This is a genomic window from Clostridium sp. SHJSY1 (assembly GCF_031626875.1).
Lineage (GTDB): Bacteria > Bacillota > Clostridia > Clostridiales > Clostridiaceae > Clostridium.
Map to the genome: position 1 here is coordinate 1 of NZ_JANDMF010000067.1, position 24,019 is coordinate 24,019.

23 protein-coding genes are annotated in these 24,019 nt (G+C 30.0%); 10 read left to right on the forward strand and 13 right to left on the reverse strand.

Going from position 1 to position 24,019, the window contains the following annotated elements:
* Positions 1–89: 89 nt before the first annotated feature.
* The 3 genes from sdaAA to NNC19_RS21325 all read right to left on the reverse strand — a co-directional run bounded on the left by sdaAA (position 90) and on the right by NNC19_RS21325 (position 3,431).
* Positions 90–971, reverse strand: coding sequence for an L-serine ammonia-lyase, iron-sulfur-dependent, subunit alpha (gene sdaAA / locus NNC19_RS21315; RefSeq protein WP_310940713.1), 882 nt, complete (start codon positions 969–971; stop codon positions 90–92).
* Position 972: 1 nt separating this feature from the next.
* On the reverse strand, positions 973–1,653 hold the full coding sequence (gene sdaAB / locus NNC19_RS21320) for an L-serine ammonia-lyase, iron-sulfur-dependent subunit beta (RefSeq protein WP_310940714.1): 681 nt from the start codon (positions 1,651–1,653) through the stop codon (positions 973–975).
* Positions 1,654–1,778: 125 nt separating this feature from the next.
* Positions 1,779–3,431, reverse strand: a complete 1,653-nt coding sequence (locus NNC19_RS21325; protein ID WP_310940735.1) for a nucleoside kinase — start codon at positions 3,429–3,431, stop codon at positions 1,779–1,781.
* A 142-nt stretch (positions 3,432–3,573) separates the two neighbouring features.
* Here NNC19_RS21325 and NNC19_RS21330 point away from each other — a divergent pair, with 142 nt between their 5' ends.
* Both NNC19_RS21330 and NNC19_RS21335 read left to right on the forward strand, forming a co-directional pair.
* Positions 3,574–4,275 (forward strand): DUF421 domain-containing protein, encoded by a 702-nt coding sequence (locus NNC19_RS21330; RefSeq protein WP_310940715.1) that lies wholly within the window; start codon positions 3,574–3,576, stop codon positions 4,273–4,275.
* A complete protein-coding gene (locus NNC19_RS21335) occupies positions 4,272–4,652 on the forward strand; it encodes a DUF4363 family protein (RefSeq protein ID WP_310940716.1) in 381 nt (126 codons plus the stop codon). The genes NNC19_RS21330 and NNC19_RS21335 overlap by 4 nt, the downstream gene beginning before the upstream one ends.
* A 70-nt stretch (positions 4,653–4,722) precedes the next feature.
* On the opposite strand, the gene NNC19_RS21340 is transcribed toward NNC19_RS21335, so the two are convergent.
* From NNC19_RS21340 to NNC19_RS21355, 4 genes are read right to left on the reverse strand one after another with little or no spacing between them, the layout of a single operon-like run.
* Entirely contained in the window at positions 4,723–5,034 is a 312-nt protein-coding gene (locus NNC19_RS21340; protein ID WP_310940717.1) for a DUF1540 domain-containing protein, read from the reverse strand.
* A gap of 56 nt (positions 5,035–5,090) precedes the next feature.
* Positions 5,091–6,413 (reverse strand): ABC transporter permease, encoded by a 1,323-nt coding sequence (locus NNC19_RS21345; protein ID WP_310940718.1) that lies wholly within the window; start codon positions 6,411–6,413, stop codon positions 5,091–5,093.
* 15 nt (positions 6,414–6,428) lie between these two features.
* A complete protein-coding gene (locus tag NNC19_RS21350) occupies positions 6,429–7,745 on the reverse strand; it encodes an FtsX-like permease family protein (RefSeq protein WP_310940719.1) in 1,317 nt (438 codons plus the stop codon).
* Entirely contained in the window at positions 7,735–8,448 is a 714-nt protein-coding gene (locus NNC19_RS21355) for an ABC transporter ATP-binding protein (protein WP_310940720.1), read from the reverse strand. Before NNC19_RS21355 ends, NNC19_RS21350 begins: the two co-directional genes overlap by 11 nt.
* Positions 8,449–8,894: 446 nt before the next feature.
* Between NNC19_RS21355 and NNC19_RS21360 the strand changes: the two genes are divergently transcribed.
* The 8 genes from NNC19_RS21360 to fba all read left to right on the forward strand — a co-directional run bounded on the left by NNC19_RS21360 (position 8,895) and on the right by fba (position 17,776).
* Positions 8,895–10,118, forward strand: a complete 1,224-nt coding sequence (locus NNC19_RS21360) for an argininosuccinate synthase (RefSeq protein ID WP_310940721.1) — start codon at positions 8,895–8,897, stop codon at positions 10,116–10,118.
* Positions 10,119–11,507: an argininosuccinate lyase gene (argH, locus tag NNC19_RS21365; protein WP_310940722.1), complete on the forward strand. Its 1,389-nt coding sequence runs from the start codon at positions 10,119–10,121 to the stop codon at positions 11,505–11,507.
* A 1-nt stretch (position 11,508) separates the two neighbouring features.
* A complete protein-coding gene (argC, locus tag NNC19_RS21370) occupies positions 11,509–12,543 on the forward strand; it encodes an N-acetyl-gamma-glutamyl-phosphate reductase (RefSeq protein WP_310940723.1) in 1,035 nt (344 codons plus the stop codon).
* 20 nt (positions 12,544–12,563) lie between these two features.
* On the forward strand, positions 12,564–13,787 hold the full coding sequence (gene argJ / locus NNC19_RS21375; RefSeq protein ID WP_310940724.1) for a bifunctional glutamate N-acetyltransferase/amino-acid acetyltransferase ArgJ: 1,224 nt from the start codon (positions 12,564–12,566) through the stop codon (positions 13,785–13,787).
* Between the two features lie 20 nt (positions 13,788–13,807).
* Positions 13,808–14,662, forward strand: coding sequence for an acetylglutamate kinase (gene argB, locus NNC19_RS21380; RefSeq protein ID WP_310940725.1), 855 nt, complete (start codon positions 13,808–13,810; stop codon positions 14,660–14,662).
* An 11-nt stretch (positions 14,663–14,673) separates the two neighbouring features.
* Positions 14,674–15,825 carry an aspartate aminotransferase family protein gene (locus NNC19_RS21385; RefSeq protein ID WP_310940726.1) on the forward strand — a complete coding sequence of 384 codons (1,152 nt, stop codon included), beginning with the start codon at positions 14,674–14,676 and terminating at the stop codon, positions 15,823–15,825.
* A gap of 45 nt (positions 15,826–15,870) precedes the next feature.
* On the forward strand, positions 15,871–16,797 hold the full coding sequence (gene argF / locus NNC19_RS21390; protein WP_310940727.1) for an ornithine carbamoyltransferase: 927 nt from the start codon (positions 15,871–15,873) through the stop codon (positions 16,795–16,797).
* Positions 16,798–16,912: 115 nt separating this feature from the next.
* The gene (fba, locus tag NNC19_RS21395; protein WP_310940728.1) at positions 16,913–17,776 is read left to right on the forward strand and encodes a class II fructose-1,6-bisphosphate aldolase; all 864 of its coding nucleotides are present in this window, start codon (positions 16,913–16,915) and stop codon (positions 17,774–17,776) included.
* An 80-nt stretch (positions 17,777–17,856) separates the two neighbouring features.
* Here the strand turns inward: fba and NNC19_RS21400 are convergent, their stop codons facing one another.
* The 6 genes from NNC19_RS21400 to NNC19_RS21425 all read right to left on the reverse strand — a co-directional run bounded on the left by NNC19_RS21400 (position 17,857) and on the right by NNC19_RS21425 (position 23,694).
* Positions 17,857–18,816 carry a hypothetical protein gene (locus tag NNC19_RS21400; RefSeq protein ID WP_310940729.1) on the reverse strand — a complete coding sequence of 320 codons (960 nt, stop codon included), beginning with the start codon at positions 18,814–18,816 and terminating at the stop codon, positions 17,857–17,859.
* Between the two features lie 159 nt (positions 18,817–18,975).
* Positions 18,976–19,140 (reverse strand): hypothetical protein, encoded by a 165-nt coding sequence (locus tag NNC19_RS21405; protein WP_310940730.1) that lies wholly within the window; start codon positions 19,138–19,140, stop codon positions 18,976–18,978.
* Positions 19,141–19,168: 28 nt separating this feature from the next.
* Positions 19,169–19,516 (reverse strand): hypothetical protein, encoded by a 348-nt coding sequence (locus NNC19_RS21410; RefSeq protein WP_310940731.1) that lies wholly within the window; start codon positions 19,514–19,516, stop codon positions 19,169–19,171.
* Between the two features lie 238 nt (positions 19,517–19,754).
* Complete coding sequence (locus NNC19_RS21415) at positions 19,755–20,771, reverse strand: anti-sigma factor domain-containing protein (protein WP_310940732.1); 1,017 nt, start codon at positions 20,769–20,771, stop codon at positions 19,755–19,757.
* Entirely contained in the window at positions 20,768–21,490 is a 723-nt protein-coding gene (gene sigI / locus NNC19_RS21420) for an RNA polymerase sigma-I factor (protein ID WP_310940733.1), read from the reverse strand. The genes NNC19_RS21415 and sigI overlap by 4 nt, the downstream gene beginning before the upstream one ends.
* A gap of 311 nt (positions 21,491–21,801) precedes the next feature.
* Positions 21,802–23,694 (reverse strand): polysaccharide lyase family protein, encoded by a 1,893-nt coding sequence (locus NNC19_RS21425; protein WP_310940734.1) that lies wholly within the window; start codon positions 23,692–23,694, stop codon positions 21,802–21,804.
* Between the last annotated feature and the right edge of the window lie 325 nt (positions 23,695–24,019).

Genomic DNA, 24,019 nt, shown 5'->3' on the forward strand with positions numbered 1-24,019 from the left:
TATAAGAAAATGATATTTAGTTCAAAAAGGGAGCTATCGCTAACGGATATTCATCCGCTAATGCGACAGCTCCTTTTACTTAATTAGTTTTATTCTTCTCCAAATACCTTTTTCTTAAGTTCAATTCCCGTTTTTGTTATAGCTACACCTCCATCTGCAGTTTCTCTCAATGATACAGGCAAACATCTTCCAACCTTATACATAGCTGAAACAGCATCATCAAATGGTATCTTTGAATCTACTCCAGCCATAACTAAATCAGCTATACTAAGTGCACTTACAGTTCCTGATACATTTCTCTTTGCACAAGGTATTTCAACTAATCCTGCTACAGGATCACATACTAATCCTAATATATTTTTAAGAACTATGGCTGCTGCATCTAAGCTCATCTTTGGTGTTCCCCCCATCATTTCTACAACAGCTGCTGCTCCCATAGCTGATGCTGACCCACATTCTGCTTGGCATCCACCTTCTGCTCCTGATAATGTTGCATTCATTCCAATTATCATCCCAACTGAAGATGCTGCAAATAGTGCAGTAAGTAATTCATCTTCACTTTTATTAAGCTTTTCACCTGCTGTAAGAATAACTGCAGGTAATATTCCACAAGATCCTGCTGTAGGGCAAGCTACTATTTTTCCCATAGCAGCATTAACTTCTGATGAGGATAATGCCATGGCCATTGCCAATACCATAGTTTCTCCCATAAGAGTATTTCCTCTCTCCAAATATCTTTTGATCTTGTAAGCATCTCCCCCTATAAGTCCACTAACTGAATATATTTCCTTCTCCATTCCACTATTTGCAGATTCTATCATGACTTTAAGATTTTTTTTCATCTTTTCATATAGCTTCTCTTTAGATATATCCTTACTTTCCATTTCATATTTTATAGCATATTCACTTAGGGAGATGTTTTCTTCCTCACAAATCTTTAACAACTCTTCACCATTTTTTGCAATCTTCATATTATTCTCCCTCCTTAACAGGATTTATGCTTATAACTCTACTTATAGAATCAATACTCTCTATCTTTTCTATTACATGCTTTTCTAACTTATAATCTACTTCAAAAACCATAGTAGCATCTTTTCCTCGTTGACTTCTAAACACCTTCATAAATGCAATATTTATGCCCTCATGATAAAGAATAGACGTAACATTTGAAACGCATCCTGGTACATCTATGTTAGATATAATTAATGTAGGATAATCTCCTGTAAACTCAACATTATTTCCATTTACTTCAGTGATCTTAATACTTCCACCACCTATTGATGATCCCATGACTTCACATTCAATTCCATGTTCACTTTTTATTACAAACTTTACTGTATTAGGATGAACATCTCCTAAATCAGTTTCAATAAATTCTATCTCTAATCCTTGTTCTTTTGCTATGTCCAATGAATCTCTAAGTCTTATATCATTTGGCTCCATCCCAAGTATACCTGCCACTAAAGCTCTATCAGTTCCATGTCCTTTGTAAGTTTTTGCAAAAGAACCATGTAAGAAAAATTTTACCCCCTTTATTCCTCCATGAGCTACTGATCTAGCAACTTTCCCCAATCTTGCTGCTCCAGCAGTATGAGAGCTTGATGGACCTACCATAATAGGTCCTAAAATATCAAAAACCCCTAAACTTGTCATAATCATTCTCCTTTGTGATTCCTAAAATTCCTTACTATAGTTTAAGCAAAAGTCATTTGTAAATCAATATAGATTATAATTATTATTCTAAAATTAAGTTTTTTTATAAAACTACTTAACTTTATTTAATATTTATAAAAACAACTTCCACCAATAAATTCTCTTAATATGGAATTTTCCGGAACATCTTTAAAATCAATCTCTTTAAAGAAACTCAAAAATGATTTTAACCTTGATGCTTCATTATATACAGGACTTCCTGGTTTAATTTTATCTAATTCCTTTAAGGCATAAGATTTAAGCACGCTTAATTCATATACTAATGTTGAATTAAACATCACATCTGCCTCTTCTTGATATATAAATATATATTCTTTTTCTCCTTTTTTTATAGATTTCCACATATTTAAAGTATCTTCTGCTCCATATCCTCTAGATAAATAATCTCTAACTATCCTTCTGATTTTTCTAACATCTGTTGTCGCAATTCTATTATGATTATCTATATTTAGTTGGGTTAATGCTGATATATATATTTTAAATTTATTATTACTATCAATTTCACTTGTGAGTATTGGATTTAAACCATGAATCCCTTCAACTATTATTACTCCATTTTTAGGTAACTTCATTTTATCTCCATGCCATTCTCTCATACCAGTTTTAAAATTAAATGAAGGTACTTCAATTTCTTCACCTTTAAACAAAGTTTTTAAATTTTCATTGAATAACTTTAAATCTAAGGCATAAATAGACTCAAAATTATAATTTCCTTCCTCATCCTTAGGTGTGTTCTCTCTATCTAAGAAATAATCATCAAGAGAGATAGATATAGGAACAAATCCATTAACTCTTAGTTGTATCCCAAGCCTATTTGCAAATGTAGTTTTTCCTGATGAGGAAGGGCCTGCTATAAGTATTACCTTTACATCTTTTCTCCTCAAAATTGCATCTGCAATATTAGCTACCTTCTTTTCATGAAGAGCTTCTGAAACTAATATTACATCTTTTAAATTTTTACTAATTACTTTTTCATTTAAACTTCCAACTTCCCCTATTCCAAGTATCCTTAACCACTGCTCTGTCTCATAAAAAATACTTGCAAGGCTTTTTTGTTCTTTAAATTCTGGTAGAGTATTTATATCATCTTCTTTTGGATTTCTTAATACAAAACCATGTGCATATCTTATTAAATCAAAAGCTTTTATTATTCCAGTTGAATAAGCCATTTGTCCATAAAAATAATCATATCTTCCTTCTAATTCATATAAATATACATCTTCAAATTCCATTTGTCTTAAAAGAGTGACTTTATCCTGCATTCCATACTTTTCAAATATTTTTATTGCTTCATTTTTATGCATCTTTATCTTTTTTATTTGTAAATCTTTATCAATTAGCTTTTTCATATTGTTTTTAATTAATACTATTTCATCTTCTGTTATTGAGGTTTCTTTATGAATCTCTCCAAAGATTCCTTTTGATATTGAATGCTCTATTGTTATTTTTGCATTAGGAAACAAGTCTAATGCAACTTTAATAAAAATGAATTGTAGTGTTCTTGAATAAACCTTCCATCCAATTTCACTATTTGCTGAAATCATGTGTACATCACCTGAACTTGGGATTTCTTTTAACAGTTCATAATAATGTCCATTAAGTTCACATAAAACAATGTCTTCATTTTTCTTATATTTATTAATTACTTCCTTAAAATTAGTTCCTTTGGGTACAGTAATTACATTATTTTCTCCTAATTCCAACCTAAATACTTCCATATCCATTTCCTTTCTATAGCTTTTTATCATAAATTTATCTTTTCATTCCATTATATACCTACATGTTACTCCCACAAAGACAAACAGCATTGGAATATAGTTTTTTACACTGAGAAATAATAACTTTAAGAGGTGTTTAATTATGTTTATAGTTTTTATCAGAACAGCAATTTTATATACATTAGTAGTAATAGTAATGCGAATAATGGGAAAACGCCAAATAGGTGAACTCCAACCATACGAATTTGTTATAACTATTATGATCTCTGATCTGGCATCACTTCCAATGCAAGATACAAGATTTCCACTATTATTAGGTGTCATTCCAATAATTACTTTATTATTTATGAAAACTCTTCTTTCTCTATTTGAACTTAAAAGTCAGTTTGTTAGAAGATTCATAGATGGGGAACCTTGCATATTAGTATATAATAGCAAAATTAATTATCAAGGTTTAAAAAAGCAACAAATTAATATAGATGAACTAATGGAGGAAATCCGTTTAGCAGGATACTTTGATTTAGAAGAAATTCAATACGCTGTACTTGAAAATAATGGACAGCTATCAATTCTTTCTAAGAATCCCAATTCATCTAATAACAGTGGTAATAACACTAGTAATTCCAATAGTAAGCCCCCTTTACTTCCCAAAATAGTAATTACTGATGGTAAAATTAATACTAATTCATTAACTTCTATAAACAAAGATAAAGAATGGATTGAAAGACTATTAAAGAGACATAACCTAAACTCTATTAGCGATGTTTTAATTGCTATGTATGATACAGAAGGAAATTTCAAATATCAACTTTATGATGATTATGAAAAGGAGTGTAAAAAATGAAAAGTACATTAATGTCAATTTTTATATTTCTTGCCTTACTTTGTTTCGTATTTTTTGCAAACAATGCCTTAATAAAGTTATGTGATACCATAAGTAAAAGCAGTGAGGAAATAGAAGCATTAATCAATAATAAAGATTGGGAAAGAGCTTATTCTCAAACTGATGAAATTATAAATTTAATAGATGAAAACCAATTACTTTCTTCTGTATATATAAATCATACTGAACTTGACAATTTAATGGATGAAGCTGTTGAACTATCTCTTTATATAGATTGTAGGGATCATACTGAATCAGTTATTGCAGTAAATTCATTGAAAAACTTTGCTAAAAATATTAAACATCTTCATAATCCTAATATAGAGAATATTTTTTAGGGACACGAAAATAAATAAAAATGAGCTATCTTAAATAAGAATTTTTCATTCTTATTAAGATAGCTTATTTTTATTTTAAAGTAAATGTTGAACATAACGTATCTTCTACATATGAAGCAGCATGACCTGACATATCTATATTATATGCTTCACAATGATGATTACTATTATACATACAATTTTCAGCTTCACATTTAATATCTGAATATGGACTTGGTAATTGTGTATCATTTGTAAATGATCCTGATTTTTCTACAAAGCTATTACAACTAGTTGATTCAGCAATCCCAGCACTAATCCCTCCAACTTCTACACAATTTAAGCAACAATAGCCATTTTTGTTATGTCCACAAGTATCTGCACAACAACTTAACTGAGTCATACTATCCCTCCTACAATATTACGTTGTAGGTTTAGTATTTACCATAATTACTATTTTTATTCCTCTGCCACTGCTTCTACTACATTTAATCTTGCTGCTCTACTTGCAGGAATTAATCCTGCTATAACTGAAATTAATAATGTAATTCCTATAGATATAGCCACATTGCTTCCCGTTAATGAGATTACAAAATTACTCTTCTTAGTTATATATTCATTAGCAAAAAGAATTCCTCCTGAAGATAATATTCCTCCAAGTAAGCCTCCCCCTAAGCCAAGAATTATTGATTGGAATATAAATATTGTTCTAATATTTGATCTTGACCCACCAATTGATCTCATTACACCTATCATTTTTTTCTTTTCTTGAAGTGTCATACTAATTGTATTAACAAGCCCTAAAGCTGCAACTACAAGAACTATTATTCCAGCTATAGATAGTACCCCTTTTACTACTGTACCTAAAACATTTAACATACTATTAATCATCTCCATACTAAATGTTTGATACCCAAAATCCCTAGTGATTTTTGCACTTAAATCACCTACACTCATACCTTCTTTAGCATATATATTTACACTATTATATCCATTTTCATTTATATAAGTTTCTTTATCTGTAAAATAGGCAAGTAAAGGTTCTGCCTTTTTATCCCCCATAATTACAGTGTCAGAATACTTTTTCTTATTTAAAACTCCTACTATTGTACATTCAATTTCTTTTGGCTCCTTTACTTGAACTCCATTCATCTTTGGATATTCTACTTTAACTTTTATCTTCTTCCCTAGTAATCCTTCATTAGTATTAAATCCTAATTTACTAGTAAAATTTTCTCCAACTAAAATATCTGTTTCTCCATTTACTAAAGAGTTTCCAGCTACTAAGTTTTCACTATAATCATGATTATATTTTAAGTTCACACCTAAAACTGTTATATTTCTATCTATGCTCTGTCCAGATTCAAGGTTTAGACCAGTTGCTTTTCCATTGATAACTGCATCTACTTTTTCTACCCCATCCATGTTCTTCATATTTTCTATATCTTCTTCTGATATTTTCTTAGTAAATTCTGCTTCCTTTTTCTGAGAAGCATTAATATTTTCTTTAGAACCTTCTTCAATTACTTTTATTTGCATGCTAGAATTGTTTTCTGCTGCTTCTTGCATCTTACTTGTATCTATAGGCATAACTTGTACTATATTTGTATCTCCAAAACTACTTACCATATCTTTTACTTTGTTTATTATCCCATCACCTAACCCCATCATTGCTACTAATAAAAGGGATCCTATAGATACAGCAATAATAGTAAGTATTGATCTAACTTTTCGATTCATCAAATCACTAAAAGCCATACTTATTTTATCTAATAATTTCATTTTTATCCTTCCCTTCTATCTTCTTAACGCTTCTATTGGATCTAATCTTGAAGCTTTATTAGCTGGATATATTCCTGAAACTAAGGCTATTACCATTGCAAAAACTAAAGTTATTAAAAGCCAATACCAAGGTAGTCCTATAGTAATTGATAAGTCTACTTTTGAATCAGATATTTTTGAAGTTGCAAATATTTGGATTAATGAATTTATTCCTGATCCAATCAATATTCCAAACACTCCACCAATTAATCCTATTAATGAAGATTGAACTAAAAATATTGTCTTTATAGCGCCTCTATCTGCTCCTACAGATTTCATAACACCAATACTCTTTGTCCTTTCAATAACTGCCATAGTCATTGTATTAACTATTCCTATTGCTGCAACAACTAATACTATTATTCCAAGTACTAGGAAAGCTGTGTTTATTCCACTAAGACTATCTTCAACTGATTTAGCTGTTTCAATTGATGATTGATACGAATAGTCTAAATCCTTAATTCTTTCACTTAAACCTTCTACATCACTTAACTCTTTGGCTTTCACTTTCACCTGATCATATCCCTTATTTTGCATATAATCTTTCTGCAAAGTGCTAAATCCCTTCAATTCTGCTACATCACTTGCTGACAATACTAACTTTTTCCCATTTTCAAAGTTTTCATCAATAACTCCTACTATTGTAACCTTTTTAGTTATTACATTAGCTTTTATTTTATTTGATATACTTGGAACTATTTCAATCTCTTTATTTAATATTTCCTCTTCTGATAATCCTAAATTATTTAAAAGTTCTTTTCCTATTAAAGCTTGGCCATTAGGCCCATCTATTTCTTTACCTAACTTAATTGGTTTCAATTCATTATTATCTTTTTCATGTCTAATATTTTGTACCACATCACTTGTATAAATATTTGCCCCTTCATTATAACCAACACAAGATATATCTCCTGAATATAACTTACCATTAAATTTTAAAGCATTAGGCATATATGATATTGAGGCTACTATTGACTCTGTATTTTCAGTATCCTTAAGCTCTTTTATTAATTCATCATCAAGCTTTTTAAAATAATCTTCTTGCATAGTCATTGGGTTGGCACTTTCTTCATCTTCCTCTGTCATATACTTGAGAGGACTTATAGAAATATTTTTTGCAGTATCTCCATCATTAACAGCACTTGCCATAAAACCTTTTAATCCTATGCCAATCCCCATCATAGTCACTATAAGTAAAGTACCAATTGTAATCCCTAAAGAAGTAAGAATAGTTCTCCCTTTTCTTCTCCATAAATCTCTTAGAGACATAAGTACATACTCCTTAAGCTTCATTTCTTTCTCCTCCTAAGGCTATTTCCTCTTCTTTTATAATATCTGATATTATTTCGCCATCCATAATTTGTACTACACGCTTAGCTTTATTAGCTTCAAGCGAATTATGTGTAACCATAATTATGGTATATCCTTTTAAATTAATTTCATTAAATAATTGCATTATATTTTCACCACTTTTAGAATCTAAATTTCCTGTTGGTTCATCTGCAAATATTATTTCTGGATTATTAACCAAGGCTCTTGCTATTGATACTCTTTGTCTCTGACCTCCAGACATTTCATTAGGTTTATGCTTAATATATTCTTTTAATCCTACCTGTTCTAAAGCTTTCATAGCCCTCTCTTTTCTCTCTCTTTTAGATACTCCAGCAAAAATCAATGGCATCATTACATTTTCAAGAGCTGTTTGGCTATTCTCAAGGTTAAACGCTTGAAATACAAATCCTATTTTCTGATTTCTATATTTAGATAATTGCTTGTCTTTTAATCTACTAATATCCTTTCCTTCTATAAACACATTTCCAGTTGTAGGTGAATCTAGCCCTCCGACAATATGCATCAAGGTAGATTTCCCTGATCCAGAAGGACCAATTATTGCAACAAATTCTCCTTTTTCAATTTTTAGAGAAACATTTTTCAATGCTACCACTTTTTCTTTTCCCATTTTATATACTTTTGAAACTTCTTTTACTTCTATCATTAATAACGCTCCTTCAAATTTTTTAGATATTACAAATACTACCCTCTTTTTTTTAAATTAATATGTCTCTTCCCTTAAGATATCCTTAAAGTTCCATATAGTTCTAATTTGTCCAAATATTTTTCACCTAATTATACATTACTTCTTTTAATTATGCACCAAAGATTTCTTAGTATATCCTTCTATAATATATATCAAACTATATAAAGGTAAAATATACTTATTCTGTTTCATAATTTTAATAATTAAATATATTAATTAGTTAATATATCCCTCTATATTATGCATATAATATGCAATGCAAAAATCATGTATTATGTATATTTATTTGTTTTTAGCGAAATTCTATACAATTTTTATGAATAATTATTGCATATTTATTAAAAAGTATGTATAATTATAAACAGTTAGAAAAATTAGTGTTTTTATTTAAGGGGGCTATCGTAATGAAAAAATATAATAAAATTGTTTTAGCATATTCAGGAGGACTTGATACATCAGTAATAATTCCATGGCTTAAGGAAAACTATGGATGCGAAGTTATTGCAGTTGTGGGAAATGTTGGGCAAAAATCTGAACTTGAAGGTTTAGAGGAAAAAGCATTAAAAACAGGAGCATCGAAAATTTACATAGAAGATTTAACAGAAGAATTCGTAAATGATTATATTTTTCCTACGATTCAAGCTGGAGCTATTTATGAAGGAAAATATCTTTTAGGTACTTCTTTTGCAAGACCTCTTATAGGTAAAAGAATGGTTGAAATAGCAAAGAAAGAAGGGGCTGATGCTATTTGTCATGGATGTACTGGTAAAGGAAATGACCAAGTAAGATTTGAACTTGCCATAAAAGCATTTGCACCAGAAATGCCAATAATAGCTCCTTGGAGAATATGGGACATAAAATCAAGGGAAGAAGAAATAGCTTATGCTTTAGAAAAAAAAGTTCCTATAAAAATTAGCTACGAAACAAATTACAGCAAGGATATGAACCTTTGGCATCTAAGCCATGAAGGTCTAGATTTAGAAGATCCAAATAATGAACCAAACTATGAAAAGATTTTAGAACTTTCTACTAATCTTGAAAATGCACCAGATAAAGCAACATACATTACTCTTTCTTTTGAAAAAGGAATTCCTGTAGCTTTAAATGGAGTTAAAATGAATGGAGTTAAACTTCTTGAAGAGCTTAATAAATTAGGTGGAGAAAATGCAATAGGAATTACTGATATGGTTGAAAACAGGTTAGTTGGTATGAAATCTAGAGGTGTTTATGAAACTCCGGGTGGAACAATTCTTTATAAAGCACATAAAGATTTAGAAGAGCTATGCCTAGATAAAGAAACTGCTCATTATAAAGAACAAATTGCTTTAAAATTTGCAGATATTGTATATAACGGATTATGGTTTACTCCACTTAGAGAAGCACTATATTCTTTTGTATTGAAAACTCAAGAAACAGTAACTGGTGAAGTAAAGCTTAAATTATATAAAGGAAATGTAGTTAATGCTGGTATGACATCTCCATATTCATTATATAGTGAAGAATATGCTACATTTGGTGAAGATGCTGTATATGATCAAAAGGATTCTGCTGGATTTGTTAATCTTTTTGGCCTTCCAATAGTAGTTCAAGCTAAAATGAATGCAAAAATAAAAAGTGAGGAAAAATAAATGAAACTTTGGGGCGGGCGATTTAAAAAAGGAACAAGTGATTTAGTTAATGATTTTAACTCTTCTATTCGATTTGATTCAAGAATGTATAAAGAAGATATAGAAGGAAGTTTAGCTCATGTAAAAATGCTTGGAAAACAAGGTATAATTTCTAAGGAATCGAGCAATAAAATTGAAGATGGCTTAAATGAAATCTTAACTCGCATGGAAAATGGGGTTATTGAAGTTGATCCAACATCAGAAGATATTCACAGTTTTGTAGAAGGAACACTAACATATTATATAGGGCCTTGTGGAAAAAAACTTCATACTGGTAGAAGTAGAAATGACCAGGTAACTTTAGATTTAAGAATGTATTTAAAGAGATCTCAAAAAGATATTATATCTGATATTCTGTCACTTCAAGAAGTTATATTTAGTAAAGCTAAAGAAAATATATCTACTATAATGCCAGGATATACTCATATGCAAAAAGCTCAACCTATAACTTTAGCTCATCATCTGCTTGCATATGGTGAAATGCTCAAGAGAGACATTGGTCGTTTACAAGATTGTTATAAAAGAACTGATGAAATGCCTTTAGGATCAGGTGCATTAGCTACATCAACTTATCCAATTGATAGAATTGCTGTAGCTAGGGAGCTTGGATTTTCAAAAATCACTTTAAATAGTTTAGATTCAGTTTCTGATAGAGATTATGTTATAGAAACACTTTCTGCTCTTTCCATGATTATGATGCATCTTTCAAGATTTTCTGAAGAAGTTATTCTTTGGTGTACTAATGAATTTAGTTTTATAGAACTTGATGATGCTTATAGTACAGGAAGTTCTATAATGCCTCAAAAAAAGAATCCTGATGTAGCTGAACTTATAAGAGGTAAAACTGGAAGAGTCTATGGAGATTTAATGACTCTACTTACTGTAATGAAAGGAATACCTTTAGCTTATAACAAAGATATGCAAGAAGATAAAGAATGTATTTTTGATGCTTTAGATACTGTCGTGCTTTCTATTAAGACTTTTACAGGTATGCTAAATACTATGAAAGTCAACATAAACAACATGAGAAAAGGAGCTGCTGGTGGATTTACTAATGCTACAGATCTTGCAGATTATTTAGTAAAAAAAGGTGAAGCTTTTAGAACTGCACATGGAATAGTTGGAGAAGTAGTACTTTATTGTATAAAAGAAAATAAAGCTATTGAAGACCTTTCCTTAGAAAAACTAAAAAAATTCTCTCCTATTTTTGAAGAGGATGTATATAAAGCAATAGATTTATTTACATGTGTTGAAGAGAGAAATGTTATTGGTGGTCCATCTTCTCAGTCTGTAAATATACAGTTAGATGCCTTAGAAAAATTTATAGAAGAAGTTAAAGGGGGACTATAATATGATAAAAGTCGGTATTATTGGGGCTACTGGCTATGTTGGGGCTGAACTACTTAGAATACTCTTAAATCATAAAGATGTAGCTGTATCAGCAATAAGCTCTGTATCTTTTGAGGGGGAAAAAATATCATCAATCTATAAAACCTTCATAGATAAAGCTAATTTAAAGTGCCAAAGTATAGAATATGTATTAGAACATTCTGAAGTAATCTTTACTGCTCTTCCTCATGGATTAAGTGAAGATATAGCAGCAAAATGTATAGAAAACGGAAAAATTTGCATCGATATGGGTGCTGACTTTAGATTATCAAATGAAGAAGATTATAAGTTTTGGTATGAGAAAGATTTTTCTCATCCTGAAATTCATAAAGAAAGTGTTTATGGATTGCCTGAATTTAATAGAGAAAAAATTAAGGAATCTAAGCTTATAGCTAATCCTGGCTGTTATCCAACTTCTATAGAACTTGGATTAATGCCATTGCTAATGAATTCTTTAATTGAAACTAAGGGAATAATTTGTGATTCAAAATCAGGTGCTACTGGAGCTGGTAGAGGCTTAACTCTTTCTAGTCATTTTGCAGAGTTAAATGAAAATTTTGCTCCTTATAAGGTTGGTGGGCATAGACATACCCCTGAAATTGAAGAAACACTTGGTTTCATGGCAAATAATAAGGTTACAGTAACCTTTACTCCTCATTTACTTCCAATAAATAGAGGAATAATTTCAACTATTTATTGTACACCTAAAGACCCAGTTAATTTAGAGAAAATTTATAATCTATATACTGAAACTTACAAAAATGAACCATTTGTTAATGTACTACCTTTAGATGAAGTAGCTTGTACGAAAAATGTTAGATTCTCTAACTACTGTCATATATCACTTCATCTAAATCATAGAAAAGATCAAATAATAGTGGTTAGCGCAATAGATAATATGGTTAAAGGAGCTGCAGGTCAAGCAGTACAAAATATGAATATTATATTAGGACTTGATGAAAAAGAAGGATTAAACTTTATTTCACCATCCTTTTAACAAAAAGGGGGCAATTTAATTTGAATATAAATGTAATTGAAGGTGGAGTCACTGCTCCACAAGGATTTCTAGCTTCAGGTATTCATTGTGGCTTAAAAAAAAATAAAGCAAGTAAGGATTTAGCTCTAATCTTTTCTGAAAAACTCGCTTCAGCTGCTGGAGTATTTACTAGCAATAAGGTAAAGGGGGCTCCTATATATATTTCCAAAGAACATCTATCTAATGGAATTGCTCAAGCAGTAATAATAAACAGTGGAAATGCAAATACCTGCAATGGTGATGATGGTCTTGGAAAAGCTAAAACAATGGCTACTGCTGAAGCCATGGCTTTAAAGATTCCCTCTGATGATGTATTAGTAGCTTCAACTGGAGTTATTGGGGTCCCACTTAATATAGAAACAATTGAAAAAAATATACCTAAATTAACAGAATCTCTTTCTAAAGAAGGTTTTAAAGATGCTTCTGAAGCAATTATGACTACAGATACTGTAAAGAAAGAGTTAGCTATTAGTATTAAAATAGGAGATAAAACTATTACATTAGGTTCTATGGCAAAAGGATCTGGAATGATAGAACCTAACATGTGTACAATGCTTGCTTTCATTACTACAGATATAAATATCTCTCCTGCTCTTTTAAAAGAAGCTCTAAAAGATTCTGCTGATATTAGTTTTAACAGAATAAGTGTGGATGGTGATCAAAGTACTAATGATACTTTATTCATATTAGCTAATGGTCTAGCAGGAAATGATGAAATTAGAGAAAAAAATGAAGATTACTATGCTTTTTTAGAAGCATTAAAGTATATAAGTATAAATTTAGCCAAAAAAATGGCTCAAGATGGAGAAGGTGCAACTAAATTATTAGAATGCAAAATAATCGGTGCATGTAGTGAAGATGACGCTCTTCTATTATCAAAAAGTGTAATTAATTCTAGTTTAGTTAAAACAGCTATGTTTGGTTGTGATGCTAACTGGGGAAGAATCCTTTGTGCCTTAGGATATTCAGGAGTGGATTTTGACCCAGATAAAGTAAATGTTTGTTTTGAAAGTTTAGCTGGTTCAATTATTGTATGCAAAAATGGTTCATCTGTAAATTTTGATGAAGATGAAGCTCTTAAAATCCTTAAAGAAAAAGAGATTTTGATTAAAGTTGAACTTTCCATGGGTGATTATGAAGTCTCCACATGGGGCTGTGACTTAAGTTATGACTATGTAAAAATCAATGGAGATTATAGAAGCTAATTTTTAGGAGGAATAATAAGATGAACCATAGTGATCGTGCTGATATATTAGTCCAATCTTTACCTTATATACAACAATATAACGGAAAGATAATAGTTGTTAAATATGGTGGCAATGCCATGATAAGTGAAGAACTAAGAGAAACTGTAATAAATGATATTGTATTAATGAAATGTGTTGGATTTAAACCAATTGTAGTTCATGGTGGTGGTCCAGATATAACAAATTTTCTTGAACGTCTTGGAGAAAAAAGTAAGTTTATAAACGGCTTAAGATATACTGATGAAAAAGCTATTGAAGTAGTTCAAATGGTTCTTGGAGGAAAGGTTAATAAGAATCTTGTCTCTCTAATTGAAAAAGCTGGAGGAAAAGCAATTGGACTTTGTGGTATGGATGGTTCACTTCTTAAAGCAAAAAAATTAGAAGGCCCTGATGATTTAGGATATGTTGGCGAGATAACTTCTGTTAATCCTGATATATTAAATATGGCCTTATCTTCAGACTATATTCCTGTTGTAGGAAGCGTTGCTTTAGGTGAAAATGATAATTCACTTTACAACATAAATGCTGACCTTTGTGCAGCTAAAATTGCAGCTGCTTTAAAAGCTGAAAAATTAGTTTTATTAACAGATGTTCCTGGAGTATTAAGAGATTCTAATGACCCTACTTCTCTAATATCTGTTTTAAGACTTCACCAAGTACCAAAGTTATCCTTTGAGGGAATAATTAAGGGTGGTATGATTCCTAAAATAGATTGTTGTGTAGAAGCTGTACGTATGGGTGTTGAAAGAGCGCATATTATTGATGGCAGAATACCTCATTCTATACTCTTAGAACTATTCTCTCATGAAGGTATTGGAACCATGATTTATTAGGAGATGATTAAATGAAAAATTCACTTATGAGCACATATGCTCCCCTCTCTCCTGTTTTAGCTAAAGGAGACGGGGTTTATTTATATGATACAGATGGAAATAAATATTTAGATTTTACAAGTGGAATTGGGGTGAATTCTTTAGGATATTCAAACGCTAAATGGACAAAAGCTGTAAATGATCAAGTTAACACCTTGCAACACTGTTCTAATATATTTTTAAATCCAGTTACTGTTGAGCTTAGCAATAAATTAACTTCACTTGCTAAAATGGATAAAGTTTTCTTTGCCAATTCTGGAGCTGAAGCTAATGAAGGAGCCCTTAAACTTGCTAGAAAATACAGCTTTGATAAATATGGTGGAAATAGAAATAAGATTTTATCATTAAAACAATCTTTCCATGGAAGAACTCTAGCAACTTTAACTGCAAATGGTCAAGAAAAATTCCATAATTACTTCTTTCCTTTCCCAAAAGGATTTGATTATGTTGAAGCAAACAATATTGATGACTTTAAATCTAAATTAACAGATGATGTATGTGCAATAATTATGGAAGCTGTTCAAGGTGAAGGTGGAATTCATCCTCTTCAAAAAAACTTTGTTACAGAAGTTGTTTCTATTTGTAATAGTAAAGATGTTGTTGTAATCTTTGATGAAGTTCAAAGTGGTATTGCTAGAACTGGTAACCTTTTTGGATTTAATCATTTTGATGTTGAAGCAGATATTGTTACTGTTGCTAAAGGACTTGGAGCTGGTCTTCCTATTGGGGCAGTACTTTGCAATAAAAAGTTATCTCATGTATTTAATCCAGGTGATCACGGAACAACCTTTGGAGGTAATCCAACAGCATGTGCTGGGGCATTAGTTGTGTTAGATGAAATATGTAATGATAAAACTTATAATGCAGTAACTAAAAATAGTAAATTGTTAAAAGATAAATTAATAGCTGCAAATTTAGATAAGATAGTTGAAATTAGGGGTATAGGTCTAATGATTGGCATTGAAATAAAAGGAAATGCTTCCCAAATTCAACAAAAGGCAATAGAAAAAGGTCTTTTTGTTTTAACCGCTGGAACAAATGTTATTAGGCTTCTTCCACCTATAATTATAAGTGAAGAAGAAATTTTAAAAGGGACAAATATTTTAGTTGAGTTACTAAAGTAAAATTTATACATTGACTAAAAATTAACAACAAAAGGGGGCGTTTTTATGAAAAAAGATTTATTAAAAATGGATGACTTATCAAAAGATGATATTTTAGATATTTTAAATCTTGCAGATCAATTAAAATATGAACACAAACATACCATTCCACATGAACATCTAAAAGGAAAAAGTCTTGGAATGATTTTTGAAAAAAGTTCAACTAGAACTAGAGTATCTTTTGAAGTTGGAATGTATCAACTTGGAGGGAATGCTTTATTTCTAAGTAGTAGAGATTTACAAATTGGCAGGGGCGAGCCTATAGAAGATACTGCTAGGGTATTATCAAGATTTATCCAAGGTATAATGATAAGAACCTATTCACAAGAAGAAGTAGAAACTTTAGCAAAGTATTCTTCAATACCTATAATAAATGGATTAACAGATTTAGAGCATCCTTGCCAAGTACTAGCTGATTTAATGACTATACGAGAATATAAAAATATTCTTGAAGGTTTAAAAGTAGCTTATATTGGTGATGGTAATAATATGGCTCATTCACTTATAATAGGAACATTAAAAATAGGAATGAATATTTCTATTGCTTCTCCTAAAGACTATATGCCTAAAGAAGAATATATAGCCCGTGGTAAAGAATTGGCAGAACTAGAAGGTACCAAGTTTATTATAACAACTTCCCCTGAAGAAGCTGTTAAAGATGCAGATGTTGTACTAACAGATGTTTGGGCTAGCATGGGGCAAGAAGAAGAGGCTAAAATACGTGAAAAAGCTTTTGTTGGTTTCCAAATTAATAAAGAATTAATGGAACTTGCAAAACCTAATGCATTAGTACTCCACTGTTTACCTGCCCATAGAGGAGAGGAAATTACTGGAGACATCATTGATGAACATGCAGCTGAAATATTTGATGAATCCGAAAATAGGCTTCATGCTCAAAAGGCAGTCTTAGTTAAACTTATGAAAAACAAGTAATAAAATTTGCAGAAGTTGTTTCTTTTTTAACAAATTAAAGTTATAATAACCTGTAGTGGGAAAAATATTTCTAATATTTTTCCCAAATATATTCACAATTATTGGAGGTTGAGTTATGTTAGTTTCAGCTAAAGAAATGTTAAATAAAGCTAGAGATGGCAAGTATGCTGTAGGTCAATTTAACATCAATAACTTAGAATGGACTAAAGCCGTTCTATTAACTGCACAAGAAAACAATTCACCAGTCATCCTTGGAGTTTCTGAAGGTGCTGGAAAGTATATGGGTGGTTATCATGCAATCGTAGGTATGGTTAACGGCTTAATTAAAGGATTAAAAATAACAGTTCCTGTGGCATTACACTTAGATCACGGTAGCTTTGATGGTGCTTACCAATGTATCGAAGCTGGATTCTCATCAGTAATGTTTGATGGATCTCATTATTCAATAGAAGAAAATATTGAAAAGAGTAAGAAGCTTATTGCTGATGCTTCAGCTAAGGGAATCTCAGTTGAATGTGAAGTTGGTTCAATAGGTGGAGAAGAAGATGGAGTTGTTGGTGCTGGTGAAATTGCTGATGCAAATGAATGTAAGCAAATAGCTGATTTAGGAGTTACTATGTTAGCTGCTGGTATTGGTAATATTCATGGACAATACCCTTCAAACTGGGCAGGTTTAGCATTTGATGCTTTAGAAAACATAAAGAATGCTGTTGGAAACATGCCATTAGTACTTCACGGTGGTACTGGAATTCCAGAAGATATGATTAAGAAAGCTATCTCTCTTGGAGTTGCTAAAATTAACGTTAACACTGAATGTCAATTAACTTTTGCAGCAGCTACAAGAAAATACATTGAAGCTGGTAAGGACTTAGAAGGTAAGGGATTTGACCCAAGAAAACTTCTTGCTCCAGGTTTCGAAGCTATAAAGGCTACTGTAAAAGAAAAGATGGAACTTTTCGGTTCAGTTAACAAAGCTTAATTTAAGTTAACATAAGAAACTATATATTTAATAAAACACAGCATACAGTCTACACTAAATGCTGTGTTTCTTTTTTTACACTATTTTCCTTTTCCTTTTTCTTTGCCTTCATCTTCATTTTCACTAGATTTATTTTTTTGATCCTTTTTATCCTCTTTTTTATTTTCATTTTTTTGTATTGAAGAATTACTTTTATTCTTCTTTTCAATTGAAGCATTACTTACATTCTTTTTCTCAACTTCTTTATTATCATTCTCTTTCTTTTCAGTTATCTCACTAGCTTTCTTTTCATTAACTTCTTTATCCGAATCCTCTACTTTATTCTGAACATTTGCAGCTTCACTTATAGATGCTTCCTCACCTTGGTCTTTATTATCAATTGTAGATTCTTCAGTTATACTTTCTTTTGTTTTTGCTTTTTGCTCTTCCCTATTAACTTTAGTTGCCTTCATTATTTCTTTTACAGGTTTATTAAGCCATTCTTCTACTGAAATATCTTCAGGATTTGCTGCACTTTTTTGCAACTTTTCAACTAAATTAAGCTTTCCAGGTGTTACCCCTAACTCTTTAGCTCTTTCAACTCTCTCTTTTCCAATACTAAGAGATTCTACTTCTGCTTGTAAATTATTTTCAATAACAACTTCTTTTGCCTCAGCTTCTAACTCATATGCTAATGCTTCTGCTCTATTATCATTTTCACTAGATGTTGATATTACAATTCCACCAATTTCACCATCTTTAATATAACCTTGCTTACTAATTTCAGAAACAGTATTTTTTATTGCTTCTTCTATAGGTTCATTTTCTATATCAATATTGCTAAGTATTGCTTCTCCATCTTCATTAACTGCGTTAGCATCAATAACCTTATCAAAGATGTTAACAGAATATTCTATAGATGGATTCACATCAAGACTAACATATGAATAAGGTGTATTATATGCATAAGCTACGCCTCCACCTACTGTTGTCAATCCAACTACTATTCCTCCTGCTACTGCTATAAATTTAATTTTTTGTTTTTTAGTATAACCTCTCATTGTAATTTCCTCCCACTTTATAATTATTTTTTATCTCAATTGCCTCTACTATATATTTTCGATTTCTATGTAATTTTTTTTGGGGTACTTTATTATTTTTTTAATTTTAATTATCATTAACAAGATTTTAAATACATAGCCCAAAATATGACATACAAATTATATAAAATGACCTTGATTATTTATTTGGGAAATAATCTCCATTATAGCTTCTTCTAATGTTTTATTTTCTATGTCTACACTACTAAATATAGATTTTCCATCTTCATTCGCAACTGCTATTGCTATAGATGTAATTTTTGATTTTTCAATATGCTTTATCATTAAAATCTCCTCCAGTTTTATAATTTTCTTATCTAAATTTAATTAATTCATTTTCAGTCTTATCCCATATGTTACTTTTAAATGAATATAAATTTGCTTGCATTTCACTTTTATGTCCTGATCCTTTTCCTAAATAATCAACAATTCGTCTCTTAATTATTAATTTTGCTAAACTATAGAAACTACCTTTTTCAAGCTTATAATTTTTTACAGTTTCATTAAATGCATTTAATGCAATAGCCCATTCATAATCACTTTTAGTTATATACCTATTAAAACCTCTTGAAGCAATTTTAGTTATAAAAAACTCATTCTCAGCAATCAATTTATCATGAATTCTTTTATCCTTTTGTGCTTTGATAACCAATTTATCCATTTCCCTCAATTATTTCACCTGTTTCTCTAAATTAACTTCTTCCTAACAAAATGTATATTCATAAAACTCTCACAATGATCAAGCATTATCAATAATCACTCATTATATATTTTCGATATATCTGAAAAATTTTTGGGGTACTTTCATATTTTTTATAATTTTTAATTAATAAAAATTATAAAAAATATGAAATAGAAAAAAACACAGCATACTAAAACTGTAATACTGTGTTTTTAATTTATTTATTTAGTTTTTTATTGTTTGCTTCATTACTGCCTTTACCATTTTCAGACTTATTTTCATTTGAATTAGCATTTATATTTTTCTTTTCACTTGCAATATTACTTGAATTCTTCTCTTCTTCTGATGAAAAGGATGTATTATTGCCATCTTTATTTTTCTTTACATTTCCACTATTATTTATAATTTTATCTTTCCCATTATTTTTTTTTGCTTGTTGATCTTTATTTTGAACTTTTTCTTTTTGTAATTCATTATCATTAGTATCACTCTTGTATTTTAAATCTTTTTCCTGCTCTTTATTAACCTTTGTTTCCTTCATAATTTCTTTTACAGGTTTATTAATCCATTCTTCAATTACCATTTCATCAGGATTAGCTGAACTCTTTTGCAACTTTTCAACTAGATTGAGTTTCCCTGGTGTTACTCCTAATCTTTTAGCTTCTTCAACTCTTTCTTTCTCAACACTAGTGGATTCTATTTTTACTTCTAAATTATTTTCAGCAACAACCTCTTCTGCATAAATTTTCAACTCATCTGCTAATTCTTTGGCTTTAACTCCATTATCACTAAATGTTGATATTATAACCTCATCATTCTCACCATCTTTAATGTAGCCTTGATTACTAATTTCAGAAACAGTCTCTTTTATGGCTTCATATATATCTTTATTTTTTATATCAATATTACTTAGTATAGCCTCACCATCTTCATTCATTCCATTAACTTCTATAACTTTATCAAAGATATTAACAGAATACTCTATAGATGGATTCACATCAAGACTAACATATGCATAAGGAGTTCTATATGAATAAGTTCCTCCCCCAACTATTGCAAATGCAATCATAAAACCTGCTACTATTGCTATAATATTACTTTTTGATCTTTTATTACTTCTTACTTGAACTTCCTCTCCAATATGGTAACTATTGTTTTTTATTTTCACCACATTTCCTTCATCAGAAAGTACAACAGCATCTTTATTTTTTATTTCAACAACTATACCCTTCATCTTGTTAACTCCTCTCTGATAAAATGCATATATTCAGCAAGGTGTGGATAATCTCCAGACATTATTACTACTGCTGCTATTATATATTTTCGATGTCTTTCCAAAACTTTTCGGGGTACTTTAATATTTTTTTCTATAATTTTTATAGGAAGCTTTTTACTTTCAATAAGTTCATTATTTACAATTGAATTTTTTAATATATAAGCTACTGCTCTTGCACAAGCATTTTTTGTTTTTTCAGACTTTGGAGAAACTTTAATTAAATCATAAAATGAAAAACCATATAAATTAAGTTTTTCTGTAACCTCTTCTATCTCCATTTTTGCAGTGGTTTCAGTATTAACTTCAGAAATCTTTTTTATTACTTCTTTATTTAATGCTTCTGTTTCTTCATTATCCTTTGAATTACTTTGAAAAACATATGAATCAACTGAAATTTCACCTTTATGTTTTGATTCTTTTCTTAAGTAATCTATCATACGCCTCTTAATAACTATTTCTGCAAAACTATAAAAACTACCTTTATTAAGATCATAACTCTTTATCGTTTCATTAAATGCATTTAATGCAATAGACCATTCATCATCACTTTTTGTTATATATTTATTTACAACTCTAGATGCAATTTTAATTATAAAAAATTCATTTTCATTAATTAATTTTTCATGTATATTCTTATCTTTCTGTGCTTTAATAACCAATTCATCAATTTCTCTCAACCTTTTTTCACCTGTTTCCCTAATAAAATCTTCTTTTGTTAATTTCTTTACATAGTAATTTAATTAGTACTCTCTTTCAAATATTTAACTACATCATTAATATAATTCTTTCTCGTCCAATTTTCCATAGTCTTTAGAAAAGTTTTTCTCACATCTCATTCATTGGTTAATATAATTTATATTTCCCTTCATTGCTTTCTATAATTACTAGAACTTTAATTTCTCATAATTTCCTATTGCAAAAAAATTCAGCTGTTGTTAAATTAGCAAATTAAGTTAATTTAACAACAACTGAATTTTAATTCTTTACTTTATATATTCTTATGTTTTTTGAATGAAGTTACACTTAAAAGTGAAATAAATCCTATTAAAATTACTGCTATAATATTTCTGCTATCTCCTGTTTTAATAACATTTGTTAAAGGCGTTGTATTATTATCCCCATTACCATCATCCAAAGTCTCAGTATTATTTGTGATTACATCACTATCTTCCCTTTTAGGAACCTCATCTTTGCCTTCTACCTCTAGTTTTACCATATCATACATAATACCTCCATTTGAAGTTACCTTACTCATATCAAAGGTAACTTCATTTTTACCTTCTTTTAAAAGGTTAGCTGGAAACATTATTTCATTTGAACGATATTTACCACTCTGATTTGCACTCCTATATGTTGTCTGATCATTTTCTGCTGAATAATCTAACTTTTCTACTTTTATTCCATTTACATATATATCAACTACTGGCCCTCTAGAAACACTTGCAATTGGAACACTTAAATGAGCTTCTCCCCCATAAGTTTTATCCATATTGAAATCAATGTTCCACTTTCCTACTTTAGTTTGAGCAAAATACCAATTACTTGATTCCTTGCTTTTTCCTATGGTGTAAGTCAAATCAGATGGCACTAATTCTGGAAGCCCATATTGTCTTGTTAAACTTCCAAGATTGAATTCTGATGCCTTTCTATCTGCTTTGCCTATATTCCAAAGCATTTTTAAATTCTCTTTAGATTTTATTGCTATGTCTCCTAAATTTAATTTTGAGCCTGTAACTACAACATTATCCATGTGAAATTCATCACTATCAGTTCCAGATGTAGAATAAGCATAAAGAGTATATTTTCCTGGACGAACATTAGATATATTAAAATTCCCATTTGAATCAGCTTTTGAATAAAATATATAATCCTCTCCTTGATTATAGAAATTACTACCTGGTTTAGCTAGAACAACCATTTTATCAGAAGCTAAATCACCATTTGAATATTTTAATCTACCTGAAACTTCTGTTCTATTTAAAGGGTAACTTGAATTACTTAGCCAACTATATGGCCAAGAATCTTCTTCAGTGGTTGCTCTTTGTTTTGCATCAGATATATTCCCATTATTTATATATATAAGCCATGGGCCATAAATCTTGCCACTTGGCAAGTTCTGCTGTTTTGCTCCAAAATGAGAACCATTTAGCATATTAAGCAAAACAGCATCTCCTGTTGAACTTTCTAAATGCACCATTAACTCTTGACGCATTGGTCCCCCACTATAATATTCATTACTAGAAGGAATAACCCACATACCATATCCATTTCCATAAACTCCATGAAAATCATCTGTTGCTTCATAGTCCGCCCAATTATATTTTGTATATACTTGTCCACTTCCTAGCTTCCATGTTTCATCTTGTAATTTCGTGCCATTCTTTATATTATCTATTGTTGGAAATTCTCCAGACTTTGATGCTGTGTATCCATTTCTAAAAATATTACCATCTGGTCGATATACTGTTCTAAATTCACCTACAATTCCTAAATTAGAAACTATGAAGTACGAATATACACCACTTACTCCATCACGTAACACATAATGTAACTCCCCCCAATCATTTATATATGCTATATCTGCCATATTATCTGTCTTAGTTATAACTTTGAAAGAATCTGCAACAAATCCTGTTCCTCCATTAATAGATGCATAAAATCCTTTTCCTGAACCTATAAGTTCTTGCCCATTCTTCAGTAATGAATATGCACTACCTGAATTATTAAATTTTATTGTAATATAGTCATTTGACATACTAGCAGTTTTTGCAGTTACATCTGATGTTAATTTTACAACTGCATTTGCTTTTTTCTCACAAAATAACATAATTACTAAAACACACAAAAAACCAATAAAATAATTTGATAATTTTCTGCTCATTATATAACACACCTCTTGAAAACTTAATTTATTACAAAACATTTTATTTTTTCTAAATTTACCCTGTAATATTATGTATATTACAATAATATCAGTAAACGTTTTAAAAGTAAATATATTACATTGCAAAATCAACAATAATCCACACATATTATTTGTTTATTGTTGATTTTTGTGTTTTTTAATATTTTATTTTTTATACTTCTAAAAAATAAAATCAGCCATATGGCTGATTTCAGACCGTTGACAAGGGGCTGTATCAAAATAAATTTGATACTATCCGATAAAAAAAGAGAATTCAAAATTGAATTCTCTTTTTTAGCGC